The sequence below is a fragment of the Arthrobacter sp. 754 genome, from assembly GCF_040548695.1.
GTDB lineage: Bacteria > Actinomycetota > Actinomycetes > Actinomycetales > Micrococcaceae > Arthrobacter.
Map to the genome: position 1 here is coordinate 1 of NZ_JBEPSC010000002.1, position 14,458 is coordinate 14,458.

Consider the following 14,458-nt stretch of genomic DNA (forward strand, 5'->3'; position numbering starts at 1 on the left):
AACCCAGGTTTGATGGCCGGAACCAACAACAAAATAACAACACCACACCTGCCTTCACCGGCAGGAACACATGTTGTAACCACAGATTTCCCACCACCCGGCACACGCCGGGACGGTGTGGAGCAAGGGTTACGGCGGTCATAGCGTGGGGGAAACGCCCGGTCCCATTCCGAACCCGGAAGCTAAGACCCACAGCGCCGATGGTACTGCACCCGGGAGGGTGTGGGAGAGTAGGTCACCGCCGGAACATCATTCAGGCCAGGCCCCGAACACGAAAGTGTCCGGGGCCTGACCCATTTAAACACCCACAACCCCACGGCAGGCCACACCAACCCCTGCCGGCCCTCCGGCACCACCAACCAGCCGCCGTCGGGCACCCCAAACCCTCTGGCAGCAACTGCAGCGATTATCCACACGCTCTGCCAGCACATGCAGGAAATCCGCGAACGCTCTGGCACCAAGGACACCAACCCCGGCCCCACGGCTGGCAACCGGCACCGCCCCACCAACCAGCCGCCGTCGGGCGTCCCTGAAGACCGCCTCAACTGCCAGAGCGTCCGGCGGAACAGCACATCAACTGCCAGAGCGTCCGGCGGAACAGCACATCAACTGCCAGAGCGTCGGCCCCGGCACTGCAGGAGCTGCCAGAGCGTGCGGGAGGGGGTGAAGGAAGTGGGAGGGCGTCCGGCGTAGAGTTGGCGTCCATGGAGAACCTTTTCAGCCACGCGGACGCGTCGGTCCCCGAAGACAACGAGTCAGCGGCGGAGCTGTATCCGGTCATTTGCACCGCGGTGGTTCCGGGGCCGGTTGCCCAGGCGTTCGCCGGGTTTACTGACCACACGCATCTGTGGTGGCCAATGGAATCCAACAGCGTGTTCGGCGCTGGTTCCTATGTCGAGTTCGAGGACATCCTCATCCTGGAGACAGCTGACGATGGCAGGACCGCCGTCTGGGGCACCATAGATGACTGGCAGCCGCCGCTGTCCTTCCACGCCTCCTGGCACCCCGGCACGACGGCCCTGTGGTCTACCGAGCTGAGAGTCGCCTTCCGCGCCGTTGCGGACGGCACGGAGGTGCGGCTTGTCCAGGATGGCTGGGAGGGCGCGGAGGACCCGGCTGCAGCCCGGACATCTTCCGCGAGCAGTTGGCCGTCGGTGCTGGACCGGTTTGTACGCTTTATGGGCGGCCAAGCGTCCTAGCTCTACACGGGCGGTACTGCGGTGCTGGACCGGACCAGGAACTCTGTAGGGTACTCACGGTCCGTGGCAGCCGGAGCCGGCGTGGTGCGCTTGGTACCGGGCTTCGCGCCGGCGCCGAGCGTTTCCAGCAGCATGTGGGCGGCGAGGGCACCCTGGCCGCGTGCGTCCTGGTTGATGGTGGTGAGGCCAAAGACTTCGCCGAGCTCGTGGCCGTCCATGCCGATCACAGACAGATCCTGGGGCACGCGCAGGCCGAAATCACGGGCGGCAAGGATGGTGCCGATGGCCATTTCGTCGGACGCGGCAAACACGGCCGTTGGCCGCTCGGACGCGGTGGCCAGGAGGCTGCGGGCCCTCGCGTACGCGCCCTGGATGGTGAAGTCTGCGCTGACCTGCCATTCGGGCCGGACGGTGTGCCCGGCGGCCGCCATCGCCGCTTCGAAGCCGGCCTGGCGCAGGCCGGGAAGCTTGAAGTCCCTGTTCAGCTCGGCGTCCCCGGTCAGATGCGCGATGCGGCTGTGGCCAAGGCCGATCAGGTGTTCTGTTGCCGTTCGGGCGAGGCGGGCGTCGTCGATCCTGATGGTGGATGCACCTGCCAGCGCTCCACCGATGCCCACGATGGGCCGGCGGACGGCAAGCAGCTGCTTGATCTCCGCCTCGCTGAGAACCAGAGAGACAGCGATGACCGCATCGAGCCTTTTGCGCAGCAGGAAGTCCGCCAGGACGCTCTGGCGCCGCGCCGGATCGTCGCCCACGTTGTAGAGCGTGAGGTCGTAGCCCGCGTCCAGGAGTGCGGCAGAAACGCCGTCCACCACCGAGGAGAAGTACCAGCGGTGGATGGAAGGGACAACCAGTCCCACGTTGTGGTTGCGGCCCGAGGCCAGGCTGGACGCATGGTAGGACGGAACGAAGCCAAGCTCGTCGGCCGCTGCCTGCGCAAGCTGCCGGCTCTTCGTGGACACATTCGCTTTGCCGCTGAGCGCCCGCGACACCGTGGCGATGGACAGCCCGGCGCGGTCGGCAACGTCCTTGATGCCAGCAAGTCCCACTAGTCGGCGCTTCCTCCGTCAATCCGCAGCCAAGCGGTCTCGCCGCTGGCCAGGAAGCGGCCCTCAGCCGGTTCCGCGCTGCGCAGGAGCAGCTCGCCGGCAGGCAGTTCCAGGGGCTCGTGGTTAAGATTCATCACCACCAGAGTAGCGCCGTTGACGTAGGCCAGGGACGAACCGCTGCACCAGTCCTCGGCCCAGGCCAGTGATCCGCTTCCCAGGCCCAGTTCGCGGCGCAGGGCCAGCATGTTCCGGTACAGGGAGAGGTGCGACGACGGCGATGCGGCCTGCGCGTCCCGCGCCAGTTCCGTGAAGGCCGGTGGGAGGGGGAGCCAGGGGGCTTCTCCGGACCCGAAGCCCAGGTGCCGCTCCGCGGCCCTCCAAGGCAGCGGCACCCGGCAGCCGTCCCGGCCGAGGCGCTCCCCGCCGGTGCGCGCGAACGTGGGGTCCTGGCGCAGGTGCTCGGGGATGTCGATACCGTCCGGCAGGCCGAGTTCCTCTCCCTGATACAGGTAGGCGGCACCCGGCAGGCCCAGCATGAACATCGAGGCAGCGGCTGCGCGCCGCCTGCCGAGCTCGGTATCCGGCTGGGGATCCGCCGGGCCGATGCCGTCGCCGTCGCGGGGACCGTGGCCGTTGTAGCCGAAGCGCGATGCATGCCTGACGACGTCGTGGTTGGAGAGCACCCAAGTGCTGGGCGCCCCCACGCCGTTCAGGACTGTCAGGGAGTCGGTAATGACGCCCCGGAGACGGTGAACGTCCAGCCCGGCGTGCAGGTACGGGAAGTTGAAGGCCTGGTGCATTTCGTCGGCCCGGACCCAGTGCGCCAGGCGGTCCAGGTCCACGCTTGCCTCCGCGCACAGAATCCTGTCCGGCCCGTACTCGTCAAGGATCCTGCGCCAGGCCCGGTAGATGTCGTGGACGCCCGGCTGCCCGAACATCGGGGCCTCGTGGCCGGGGAACCCGTCCGAACTGCCGCCGTCGGCCCGTCCGCCCCAGGCAGGGAGGCCCGGGGCCTTGACCAGGGCGTGCGCAACGTCCACCCGGAAGCCTGAGACGCCGCGGTCCAGCCAGAACCGGAGGACCCGCTCAAATTCGGCGTGGACGGCGGCGTTGTCCCAGTTGAAGTCCGGCTGGGAAGAATCAAAGAGATGAAGGTACCACTGGTCCGGCTGTCCGTCAGGGGCAACGACGCGTGTCCAGGCCGGCCCGCCGAAGTGGGACTGCCAGTTGTTCGGCGGCTCGTGCCCCTCATGGCCCGTTCCGTCACGGAAAATGAACATGTCCCGCTCGGGGCTTCCTGCCGGGGCGGCCAGCGCCGCCTGGAAGGCAGCGTGCTGGTCCGAGCAGTGGTTGGGAACAAGGTCCACAATGACGCGCAGGCCCAGGCGGTTTGCCTCTGCCATCATCACGTCGAAGTCCAACAGGGTCCCGAAGATCGGGTCCACGTCGCAGTAGTCGCTGACGTCGTAGCCTGCGTCGCGCTGCGGTGACCGGTAGAACGGGGACAGCCAGACGGCGTCGACGTCCAGGTCCGCCAGTTGCGGCAGTTCCTCAGTGATCCCTGCAATGTCGCCGATGCCGTCACCGTTGAGGTCGCGGAATGACCGTGGGTACACCTGGTAGATGACTGCCGACCGCCACCAGCCCGGAGCAGTGTCAGCGGCGTGGATAAGTGTGAGGGGACCCGTCAGGGACGATGTGGCGGAGATCACTGTATCAACAGACATGGGAGTCAGCTTAGACGCGTTGTCGCGAAAAACTGAAAACGCTTCCACCCTGCTTTATCGCGTCGTGCCCCCAACTGCCTGACCTTACTGCCACTGACCTGTGGAAACGTTTGCATCGACCCTGCCCGACACAATGCTGCCCAGTGGCGTAACGCTGGCGCGTTCTAGACTGGGAACAACATTTGCGACGACGGAACTGGAGGCTGCGTGGGCAGCATTGTTGACGAGCTGGTAACCGCCCTCGGTGAAGGGCAGGTCTCCGCCGAGCCGGAACTGCTGGCCAGATATGCTGTGGATCAGGCCCCGGTCCTGGACTTCCAACTGCCTGAAGCCGTGGTCTTCGCCCGCGACGTGGACGATGTCCAGGCAGTGGTCAGGCTCTGTGCAGCGGGCGGCGTTTCGGTGGTGGCCCGCGGTGCGGGCACCGGTGTGTCCGGCGGTGCGCACGCGAGCCAGAACTCTGTTGTCCTGTCCCTGGAGCTGATGAACCGGATTCTCGACCTCAATCCGGACGACGAGACCGCCGTCGTCGAACCCGGCGTGGTCAATGCTGCCCTGAACGAGGCGGCGGCTGCCTACGGCCTGATGTATGCGCCCGATCCTGCCAGCTTCCGTGCGTCGACGATCGGCGGCAACGTGGCCACCAACGCCGGTGGACTGCGGTGCGCCAAGTACGGCGTCACCAGGGACTCGGTCCTGGCGCTCGACGTGGTCCTGGCGGACGGCTCGCTCATCCATACCGGCCACCAGACCTTCAAGGGCGTGGCGGGCTACGACCTCACCGGGCTTTTCGTCGGTTCCGAGGGCACCCTGGGGATCGTGGTGGGGGCAACGGTCCGGCTCAAGTACCTGCCCCGCGACGTGCACACCATCGCCGCGTTCTATCCTGACTTCCGGCAGGCGGCCGCAGGGGTCCTAGCCGTTGGACGGGCACGGGTGCAGCCGGCCATCATGGAACTGCTCGACGGCGGCACGCTCGCCCAGCTGGATGCGCTTCACGGCTCCGACCTGGGCGCCCGTGGCAGTTCGCTGCTCCTGATCCAGACAGACGGGTTCGGGGCTGAGGCGGAGGCCGCCGTCGTCCGTTCAGTCCTTGCCGCCGGCGGTGCCGTAGTCAGCACGGAAACCACAGCGGAGGCCGAGCAGCTCGTGGAGCTGCGCCGCAACAGCCGCGGCGTGGAGGTGGATGACGAATACCGGGTGGGCGAGGACGTGGCCGTGCCCCGTTCGCGCCTGGTGGAATATGTGGCAGTGCTCGAAGAGCTGGCGGCTGCCAACGGCGTGAACCTGAAGGTGGTGGCCCATGCCGGGGACGGCAACCTGCACCCCACGTTCTGGATTGACCGGCAGGATGACGCCGTGGACGCTGATGCGATGGACCGGCTGAACCTTGCCCTTGACGGCTCCGTGGCCGCTGCGCTGGCAATGGGCGGCACCATCACGGGCGAACACGGGATCGGCCAGTACAAGCTGCGCTGGCTGGGACTGGAGCAGCCGGAGCCGGTCCGGGAGCTCCAGCGCAGAATCAAGGAACTGTTCGACCCGGCCGGCATCCTGAACCCCGGCAAGGCCATTTAGCCTGCCTGTGTTAAGTCGCGCCCGTCAGTGACCCTCAGTCGTCGACGTCGGGGTACTCGTCGATCGTTTCGTCGTCGCCGTACCTTGACTCTTCAGTCTCCACTTCCAGGATCTTCAGCAGCCCGGTGTCCGGGTTCAGCATGATGGCCGCCTCGTCCCGGCGGTGGCGCAGGATGGAATCGATGTAGGACTGCACGGCCTCCGCGAGCGGGATGTGCCGCTCCTGCTTTTCGGACATGTACCAGCGGTGCTCCAGCACCTCGTGGACCGCCTCCGCGGGCTCCAGCTTGCGGGAGAGGTCGCGCGGGATCGAGCGCACAATGGGCTCGAAGACCTGGCTCACCCAAAGGTGCGCGCTGTATTCCTCGTCCATCTCCGGGTTGTTGTCCGCGCGGAAGGTATCCATGTCATTGAGCAGGCGCCTTGCCTGGTTCTCCTGGGCGTCGAGCCCGGTGAGGCGCAGGAGGCGGCGCTGGTGGTGGCCGGCGTCCACCACTTTGGGCTGGAGCTGGATGGTGGAACCGTTCTGGGTGGTCTTGATCGCGTATTCCTCGACGTCGAAGCCGAGTTCGTTGAGCCGCCGGATCCGGGCGCCCACACGCCAGCGTTCGCCGAGTTCGAAGGATTCCTTTTCGGTCAGCTCGGCCCACAGGCGGCGGTAACTTTCCATGATGAGTTCGCTGGTGGCTACGGGGTCCACCTTTTCCTCGATCAGGCCACCGTCCAGGAGGTCCATGAGTTCGCCTGCGATGTTGACCCGGGCGATTTCGAGGTCATACTCGCGCTGGCCGGTGGACAGGTCCGGATAGAGCTCGCCGGTTTCGGCGTCCACGAGGTAGGCGGCGAACGCCCCGGCGTCGCGGCGGAACAACGTGTTGGAGAGCGAGACGTCTCCCCAGTAGAAACCGATGAGGTGCAGGCGCACCATCAGCAGGGCCTGGGCATCGATGAGCCTGGTCAGGGTGTCCTTGCGCAGCATCTGCGAGAACAGCGCGCGGTAGGGCATCGAGAACTTCAGGTGGCGCGTGACCAGGACGGGGTTCAGTGGCCGCCCTTCGAGGGTGGTCCGGCCGGTGATAACCGCTACCGGGACGACGCAGGGGACATCCAGCCGGGCGAGCTTGCGGAGCATGTGGTATTCGTGCCGGGCAACGTGCTCGGACGTCTCCTTGATGGCAATGACGGAGCCGCCGAGGTGGGCGAAGCGCACAATGTGCCGCGAGATGCCGCGGGGGAGGGCAGCCAGGTTTTCGGACGGCCAGTCCTCCAGTGCGATGTGCCAGGGCAGGTCCAGTAGTTCAGGCTCGGCAGCGGCGGCCGTGATGTTCAGCGAGCTGGAGACAGCGGCGAGTTTCGAGTCGTTGGCGCTGGCCGCCTCAAACCGGGGCAGTTTGCCCACCTGTGCGTAGTCGGTGGGTTCATCGTGCCACTGTGCGCTGTTTTCTTCGGTCATGGGTCAATTCTTCCGTACATTGGGGCGGCCTGGGGCAACGGGCACAAAAGCCGACGGCGGCCCTCCCGATGTGGGGAGGGCCGCCGTCGGTTAGCGGATCTCGTAAGTGTTGATCAGCGGTGGGACTAGTCGCCCAGGCGCAGACCGGTCTTTGTGTCGAACAGGTGGACGTGGCCCGACTGCGGGCGGACGTAGATGGTCTCGCCCTTCATCGGAGGGCGGCGGCCGTCGACGCGTGCCACGATGTCGTGGTCCTTGCCGTCCAGCGTGGTGTGGCCGTAGACGTAGGCGTCCGCGCCGAGTTCTTCGACGACGTCGACCTCGACCTGCAGGCCCTCGCCCTGTGCGGCCTGCTCCAGGTCCTCGGGGCGTGAGCCCAGGGTGACGGTGCTGCCGTGGGCCTCTTCGAGGACATTGCGCGGCACCGGGTAAACCGTTCCGCCGAACTGCACGCCGCCGTCGACGACGGGGAGCTCAAGCAGGTTCATGGCGGGGGAGCCAATGAAGCCGGCGACGAAGACGTTCTTGGGCTTGTCGTAGAGGTTGCGCGGGGTGTCAACCTGCATCAGCAGGCCGTCCTTCAGCACAGCCACGCGGTCGCCCATGGTCATGGCCTCGACCTGGTCGTGGGTGACGTAGACGGTGGTGACGCCGAGGCGGCGGGTTAGGGATGCGATCTGCGTGCGCGTCTGGACACGAAGCTTGGCGTCAAGGTTGGAAAGCGGCTCATCCATGAGGAAGACCTGCGGGTTACGCACGATGGCGCGGCCCATGGCAACACGCTGGCGCTGACCGCCGGAGAGTGCCTTCGGCTTGCGGTCCAGGTACGGCTCGAGGTCAAGAAGCTTGGCTGCTTCGCGGACGCGCTCGGCGCGCTCTTCCTTGGAGACGCCGGCGATCTTCAGCGCGAAGCCCATGTTGTCCGCAACGGTCATGTGCGGGTACAGGGCGTAGTTCTGGAAGACCATGGCGATGTCGCGGTCCTTCGGCGGAACGTCGGTAACGTCGCGGTCGCCAATGAGGATACGGCCGGCGTTGACGTCCTCAAGGCCTGCGAGCATGCGCAGCGAGGTGGACTTACCGCAACCGGAGGGTCCAACGAGGACCAGGAATTCGCCATCGGCGATTTCAATGTTGAGCTTGTCAACAGCGGGCTTCTCTGTGCCCGGGTACAGACGCGTAGCGTTATCAAAAGTAACTGTAGCCACAGTTATCAATCCCTTCACCGGCAGGTACGTGCCGGACGATCCGTTGTGAATGGTTCATGTTTGTTCAGTTATCCACGGCATTGCAGCCGTGTACTCCCCGGCCGAAGCCGAGGAGTATCACGTGACGCCGCACGGTTCTTGTGCGCCACATCACAACCAAGAGTATGTCAGACGAATGGCAAATCGTTGTGAATGTTACGAACCTCACATGTGAGCTTCGGCAAGCCGGCTGCCCTCAGGCGTCGCCGGGCTCCTCCTCGGCCACCACCAGGCTCCGTTCCTGCAGCAGTGCTTCCAGCAGTTCAGCCACGTGCACCGGCGCCTCGACCCGGAATTCCGCCTGCGTGAAATCCAGGCCCACCTTGACGCCGACGTCCCCGGGTTCCAGGCGGCCCAGGGCGTCCTCGTCCGTGGCGTCGTCGCCCGCGAACAGGACCGCTGTGGCCCCGGTGATCTGGCGCAGGAAGTCCAGGCCCTCGCCTTTGGAAGCGTTGACCACCGATGTTTCCAGGACCCGCTTGCCGTTCTTGAGGAAGACCCCCTTGCGCTCCTGAAGCACCGAACGGGCAGCAGCCACCGCATCCTCTGCCACATCGTCCGTAGCAAGCCTGGTGTGCAGGACCACGCCCGCCGGCTTGTCCTCCAGCAGGGTTCCTGGCGCCTGCTCAACTATGTCCTCGAGGACACCGCGGACTTCGGCGAGAAGCTTGCGCTGGCTCTCATCCAGCGTGAGCTCTGTGGAGCCCGGACCAAGCCAGGCTTCGGCCCCGTGGCTGCCGATCAGCAGGGTGTCAACGGGCGGCGAAGCCACTGCGCGCAGGCTGGCGAGGGCCCTCCCCGAGATGAGCGCCGTCGTCGTACGCGGCAGGGCAGCCAGCCCGGCGAAGGCCGCAGCGGAGCGCTGGAGGGGGCGGGCGTCTCCGGCGCGGTCAACAATTGGGGCGATGGTGCCGTCGAAGTCCATGGCCACCAGCAGGTGGTCCGTCCGGGCGATCCGCCGCAGGGCCTCACGGAGTTCGGGGGACAGGGTCAGCGGGCCCTTGGCGTGCCGGGCGTCAGGAGTCATCGCGCACAACTTTCTCGTTCAGGGCGTTGAGGAAATCAGCTGACCAGTGGTCGACGTCGTGCTCAAGAATCTGCTTGCGCATGGACCGCATGCGGCGGCCGGCGTCCTTGGGGGACATGTTGACGGCCTGCATGATGGTGTCCTTGAGGCCGTCGATGTCGTGGGGATTCATCAGCAGCGCCTGTTTGAGCTGGTCCGCCGCGCCCGCGAACTCGCTGAGCACCAGGGCGCCGTCGTTGTCCTTGCGGGCAGTGACATATTCCTTGGCCACGAGGTTCATGCCGTCCCGCAGTGCGGTCACCAGCATGACGTCGGCGGCCAGGTAGAGGGCCACCATTTCCTCCACGGGATAGCTGTGGTGCAGGTAGCGGACGGCTGTGTTTTCGATGGTGTCGTACGTGCCGTTGATATGGCCGACGGTACCTTCGACCTCCTCGCGCAGCAGCCTGTACTGTTCCACGCGTTCGCGGCTGGGGCTCGCCACCTGGATCAGTGTGGCTTCACCCACTTTGAGCTTGCCCTCCTGAAGGAGTTCCTCGTACGCCTTGAGCCGGTGCCGGATGCCTTTGGTGTAGTCCAGCCGGTCCACGCCCAGGAGAATCGTCTTGGGGTTGCCGAGGTCCTGCCGGATCTGCCGGGCACGCTCGATGATCTCCGGGTTGTTGGCGAGTTCGGTGATGTGGGCAACGTCGATGGAAATCGGGAAGGCCTGGGCCCGGGCAATGTGGGTGAGCTTGCCGTCCTGGCCCTTGACGTGTACCTGCTGCTGCTTAACGCTGGCGCCCAGGAACCGGCGGGCGGAGCGCATGAAATTGCCGGCGTCGCTGGGCCGCTGGAACCCCACCAGGTCCGCGCCCATGAGGCCATCGATGATGGCGTGGCGCCACGGCAGCTGGGCGAAGATTTCCGGCGGCGGGAACGGGATGTGATTGAAAAATCCAATCCGCAGGTCCGGCCGCGCTTCGCGCAGCATCCGCGGCACCAGCTGCAGCTGGTAGTCCTGAATCCAGACTGTTGCGCCCTGGTCGGCATGGCGGACGACGGCGTCGGCGAACCTCCTGTTGACCCTGCGGTAGGCATCCCACCAGGTCCGGTGGAACTCCGGCGGGGCGATGACGTCGTGGTACAGCGGCCACAGTGTGGCGTTGGAGAACCCCTCGTAATAGAGCTCGACGTCGTCGGTGCTCAGCTGCACCGGGACCAGGTCCATGCCGCCGTGGCTGAAGGGCTTCACCGTTTCATCCGGCGCGCCGTGCCAGCCCACCCACGCGCCGTCGGTCTTGGTCATCATGGGTGCCAGTGCCGTCACCAGGCCGCCGGGAGAACGGCGCCAGCCGGAGCCGTCGTCGCCGCTCTCGCCTGGCGCGGTTCGGTCGACGGGCAGCCTGTTGGAGACCACCATAAAGTCGTATTTGGTGGCATTGCCGTGGCGGTGCTCGGCCGGGTCGGATTCAGTTCCGGATGCCGGTTTTTCTTGGACAGGTGATTGCATTGCGCCCCCTGGGGTTGCTTGTGCCTCTAAGCAACCCTAATAGGATGGAATCTTCGGGGCTATTCGTCCGTTGGTCAAGAGGACGAAATACTTGAAAGCGCAAGCTCCCAGCTTTCTGCCCTAAAATGGTGGAGTCGCCACAGAGTGGTCCCCCTATGTCGATCGAGCCAAGGAACACATGAGCCCCGCAAATGAAATACGTAAGTCCAAAGCTGAGCGAACCTTGGAAGCCCGCGAGAAGGCGCGCCTGATCCGGGAGGCGCAGCTGAAGAAGGACAAGCGCAACAAGCAGCTCATCGGCTGGGGCATCGTGGTGGCGGTGATCGCCATCCTCGCGATTGTGGCTCTGGTGGTCACCACCAGCATCAAGCAGAACACTCCGATTGCGGATAAGGGACCTGTCCCTGCGAGCGCCAACGTCAACGGCGGCGTCACCCTGCTGGCCAACACCGAAGTAAAGAAGACGGACGCTGCCACCGTGGACATGGCCAACCTTCCGGCCAAGCCAGCCACGTTGCCCAACCCCGTGGTGGCTCCCGGCGCCGAAGCTGAAGCAGGGCAGCCCGTGAAGGTTGTTGCCTACATCGACTTCATCTGCCCCGTCTGCCTGCGCTTCGAGACCACCTACAACGAAGCCCTCACGAGCCTTCGCAATGAAGGCAAGATCTCGATGGAATACCGGCCGCTGGGCTTCCTGGACCGCCAGTCCACCACCAACTACTCCTCACGGTCCGCCAACGCAGCGGCCTGCGTGGCTGATAAGGCACCGGATAAGTACGCCGAATACGTCAACGTGCTCTTCGCCAACCAGCCTAAGGAAGGCTCGGCCGGCCTGTCGGACGACAAACTGAAGTCCCTCGCCTCGGACATCGGCGCGGATATCAACAGCTGTGTTGATGACAAGACCTTCCGCCCCTACGTGAAGTACTCGACTGATTTGGCCGCGAACACCGGGATCACCGGCACGCCCACCATTTTTGTTGACGGCAAGAAGTGGGATGGCACCACGGACCTGAACGCTGACATCCAGGCCGCAATCGACGCCAAGGCCTAAGCCTTCTTCGTCAGCAAAGGGCCCGCTTCCGGAACTGTTCCGGGGGCGGGTCCTTTTCTCTTCCACCTTTTTGTCCGCACCGCCCGGGGCTGCGGTTTTTACCAGCGGCAGGACTTGGGCTAACCTTATCTAGCGCCGTTGCCGCGCACACCCCAATGTGGGTGCGCCTCCTTAGCTCAGTTGGCCAGAGCACCGCTCTTGTAAAGCGGGGGTCGTCAGTTCGAATCTGACAGGAGGCTCCAGTTATGGCTATTACCTCCGGCTTAAGTCCGGCTCACGACAGCATTCCATTGTCCGGTCCGGGACTCACACTTCACGATGGCCGTAGTTCGGGGCAACGGCCCTGCGACCCCACGCGAGCCTTGACCGCGGGACATTACCGATACCGGACCATATGCCTTGCCGCCCTTAGCGCGAAGTCAAAGATCCGGAATGGGGGGGTCTGGCTTTCCTAGGACCCAGAGGGCCATGCGAGGGACCTAATCTGCGTTCTATGGTGGATGAACTACGCTCATCCCGGGTCAGCCTCGCCAAGAGGGTTGGCCTGACGAGCTTTGACCAGAACGTCCGGTCGGAACGATTGGGCCCTATTGAGGGAGTATCGATGCGAGTTGTTGTTACCGGAGGAAGCGGAAAACTAGGGCGGAGCGTGATTCGGCGGCTGAGCCAGGACGGTCATGAGGTCACCAACCTGGACCGCACGGGCGAGCGTGGGCGCGGGTTCACGGTGGTGGATCTGCGCGATTACGGCCAGGTGGTGGACGTGTTCATGGGCCTTGACGACAGGCACACCGGGTTCGACGCCGTCGTTCATCTGGGGGCCATTCCCGCTCCGGGTATCGCGCCAGACGCTGCCACGTTCGAGAACAACATGCTGGCAACGTACAACGTGTTCCAGGCGGCCCGCAGGGCAGGGATCAAGAAGATTGTCTATGCCTCCAGCGAGACGGTGCTGGGATTGCCGTTCGACGTCGACCCTCCCTATATCCCGGTGGATGAGGAATATCCGGCCCGGCCGGAAAGCACATACTCGCTGGTCAAGGTTCTTGAAGAGCAGATGGCCGTCGAGTTCACGCGTTGGGACCCGGAGTTAAGCATCACCGGCCTGCGGTTTTCCAATGTGATGGATCCGGCGGACTACGAGGCATTCCCTGCCTTCGACGCCGACGCCGCGCTGCGGAAGTGGAACCTTTGGGGCTACATCGATGGCCGCGACGGCGCGCAGGCCGTGGCATGCGCTCTGGATAAGGCCAAGCCCGGCTTCGAGGCATTTATCATCGCCAACGAGGACACCGTGATGAGCCGCTCGAGTGCCAGCCTGGCCGCTGAGGTTTTCCCCAACGTCAAGGTTGTCAAGGATTTGGGCGAGCACGAGACGATGCTCTCGATCGACAAGGCCAAGCGCCTGCTGGGCTTCGCCCCCGAGCATAGCTGGCGGGCTTCGTACCCTAACCGCACCACCCCCACCGAAGACTGACCCCGAAGAATGAGGAGCTCCATGCAATACCGCACACTGGGCAACAGCGGTGCCGTCGTCTCCAACTATGCGCTGGGCACCATGACCTTCGGCGCTGAAGCCACCGAGGAGCAGTCCCGCGCGATCCTGGACGACTACCTCGCGGCTGGCGGCAACTTCATAGACACCGCCGATGTCTACAGTTCCGGCGTCTCCGAGGAGATCATCGGACGCTGGCTGGCCGACCGGCCGGAGGACCGGGACAAAGTGGTGCTCGCCAGCAAGGGCAGGTTCCCGATGGGGACGGCCCCGAACGACGTCGGCACGTCCCGCCGGCACCTGACCCGGGCGCTGAATGACTCCCTGCGCCGCCTGGGGGTGGAGCAGATCGATCTCTACCAGCTCCATGCGTGGGACCCGGTCACGCCGCTGGAGGAGACCCTGGGTTTCCTGCACGACGCCGTCCGCAGCGGAAAGATCGCCTACTACGGATTCTCCAACTTCCTCGGCTGGCAGCTGACCAAGGCCGTCCACCTGGCCAAAGCCCACGGCTGGGACGCCCCAGTGACTCTGCAGCCGCAGTACAGCCTGCTGGTTCGCGAGATCGAATCCGAGATCGTGCCGGCCTCGCTTGACGCCGGAATCGGGTTGCTGCCCTGGTCGCCACTGGGCGGCGGCTGGCTCTCGGGCAAGTACAAACGTGATGCCCCGCCCACCGGTGCCACCCGCCTGGGTGAAAACCCCGACCGCGGCATGGAGGCGTGGAAGGCCCGGAACGCCGACGCCCGCACGTGGGAAGTCATCGACGAAGTGGAGGAGATCGCCGGCCGCCACGGCGTGAGTCCCTCGCAGGTGGCGCTGGCATGGCTGGCGGACCGCCCTGCCGTGACCTCGGTGATCCTCGGCGCCCGGACGACTGCCCAACTCGCCGACAACCTGGCGGCAGCGGACCTCGCGCTCACGCCGGGGGAGCTGGAACGGCTGACAGAGGTCAGCAGTCCGCGCGTCGGGGTGTACCCCTACGGGCCGATGGCGCACGAGCAGCGCAGCAGGAAGCTCGAAGGCGGTCGCTAGCTGTCGACTGTCATCGCCGGGTGTCCCATCGGCGTCCGCCGCGTGCTCCGCCGAGCGCCAGGACCTGCGCCATCCCGCCGCCCAATTAGCCGGAGCCGACGA

The 14,458-nt window shown here is 65.3% G+C and carries 11 protein-coding genes, 1 tRNA gene and 1 rRNA gene; 7 read left to right on the plus strand and 6 right to left on the minus strand.

What is annotated here, in order from left to right; genetic code table 11:
* The first annotated feature begins 130 nt into the window (after nucleotides 1–130).
* Together rrf and ABIA70_RS05560 are read left to right on the plus strand one after the other, a co-directional pair.
* Nucleotides 131–247 (plus strand): 5S ribosomal RNA (rrf, locus tag ABIA70_RS05555).
* 457 nt (nucleotides 248–704) lie between these two features.
* Nucleotides 705–1,199, plus strand: a complete 495-nt coding sequence (locus ABIA70_RS05560) for an SRPBCC domain-containing protein (protein WP_354146603.1) — start codon at nucleotides 705–707, stop codon at nucleotides 1,197–1,199.
* 2 nt (nucleotides 1,200–1,201) lie between these two features.
* Here ABIA70_RS05560 and ABIA70_RS05565 read toward each other — a convergent pair whose 3' ends face one another.
* Nucleotides 1,202–2,248, minus strand: a complete 1,047-nt coding sequence (locus tag ABIA70_RS05565) for a LacI family DNA-binding transcriptional regulator (protein WP_354146604.1) — start codon at nucleotides 2,246–2,248, stop codon at nucleotides 1,202–1,204.
* Entirely contained in the window at nucleotides 2,248–3,975 is a 1,728-nt protein-coding gene (locus ABIA70_RS05570; RefSeq protein ID WP_354146605.1) for a glycoside hydrolase family 13 protein, read from the minus strand. The genes ABIA70_RS05565 and ABIA70_RS05570 overlap by 1 nt, the downstream gene beginning before the upstream one ends.
* 207 nt (nucleotides 3,976–4,182) lie before the next feature.
* Here ABIA70_RS05570 and ABIA70_RS05575 point away from each other — a divergent pair, with 207 nt between their 5' ends.
* On the plus strand, nucleotides 4,183–5,553 hold the full coding sequence (locus tag ABIA70_RS05575) for an FAD-binding oxidoreductase (RefSeq protein ID WP_354146606.1): 1,371 nt from the start codon (nucleotides 4,183–4,185) through the stop codon (nucleotides 5,551–5,553).
* 34 nt (nucleotides 5,554–5,587) lie between these two features.
* Here the strand turns inward: ABIA70_RS05575 and ABIA70_RS05580 are convergent, their stop codons facing one another.
* From ABIA70_RS05580 to otsA, 4 genes are all read right to left on the minus strand, one after another.
* Nucleotides 5,588–7,006, minus strand: a complete 1,419-nt coding sequence (locus ABIA70_RS05580; RefSeq protein ID WP_354146607.1) for a DUF4032 domain-containing protein — start codon at nucleotides 7,004–7,006, stop codon at nucleotides 5,588–5,590.
* 125 nt (nucleotides 7,007–7,131) lie between these two features.
* The gene (locus ABIA70_RS05585) at nucleotides 7,132–8,214 is read right to left on the minus strand and encodes an ABC transporter ATP-binding protein (protein WP_354146608.1); all 1,083 of its coding nucleotides are present in this window, start codon (nucleotides 8,212–8,214) and stop codon (nucleotides 7,132–7,134) included.
* Nucleotides 8,215–8,449: 235 nt separating this feature from the next.
* The gene (otsB, locus tag ABIA70_RS05590; protein ID WP_354146609.1) at nucleotides 8,450–9,280 is read right to left on the minus strand and encodes a trehalose-phosphatase; all 831 of its coding nucleotides are present in this window, start codon (nucleotides 9,278–9,280) and stop codon (nucleotides 8,450–8,452) included.
* Nucleotides 9,270–10,772, minus strand: a complete 1,503-nt coding sequence (gene otsA, locus ABIA70_RS05595) for an alpha,alpha-trehalose-phosphate synthase (UDP-forming) (protein WP_354146610.1) — start codon at nucleotides 10,770–10,772, stop codon at nucleotides 9,270–9,272. The genes otsB and otsA overlap by 11 nt, the downstream gene beginning before the upstream one ends.
* 178 nt (nucleotides 10,773–10,950) lie before the next feature.
* Between otsA and ABIA70_RS05600 the strand changes: the two genes are divergently transcribed.
* The 4 genes from ABIA70_RS05600 (at nucleotide 10,951) to ABIA70_RS05615 (ending at nucleotide 14,356) form a co-directional block, all read left to right on the plus strand.
* Complete coding sequence (locus tag ABIA70_RS05600; protein WP_354146611.1) at nucleotides 10,951–11,826, plus strand: DsbA family protein; 876 nt, start codon at nucleotides 10,951–10,953, stop codon at nucleotides 11,824–11,826.
* Nucleotides 11,827–11,991: 165 nt separating this feature from the next.
* Nucleotides 11,992–12,068 (plus strand) — tRNA-Thr (locus tag ABIA70_RS05605).
* Between the two features lie 362 nt (nucleotides 12,069–12,430).
* Nucleotides 12,431–13,303, plus strand: coding sequence for an NAD-dependent epimerase/dehydratase family protein (locus ABIA70_RS05610; protein WP_354146612.1), 873 nt, complete (start codon nucleotides 12,431–12,433; stop codon nucleotides 13,301–13,303).
* Nucleotides 13,304–13,324: 21 nt separating this feature from the next.
* On the plus strand, nucleotides 13,325–14,356 hold the full coding sequence (locus tag ABIA70_RS05615; RefSeq protein WP_354146613.1) for an aldo/keto reductase: 1,032 nt from the start codon (nucleotides 13,325–13,327) through the stop codon (nucleotides 14,354–14,356).
* Nucleotides 14,357–14,458: the final 102 nt, after the last annotated feature.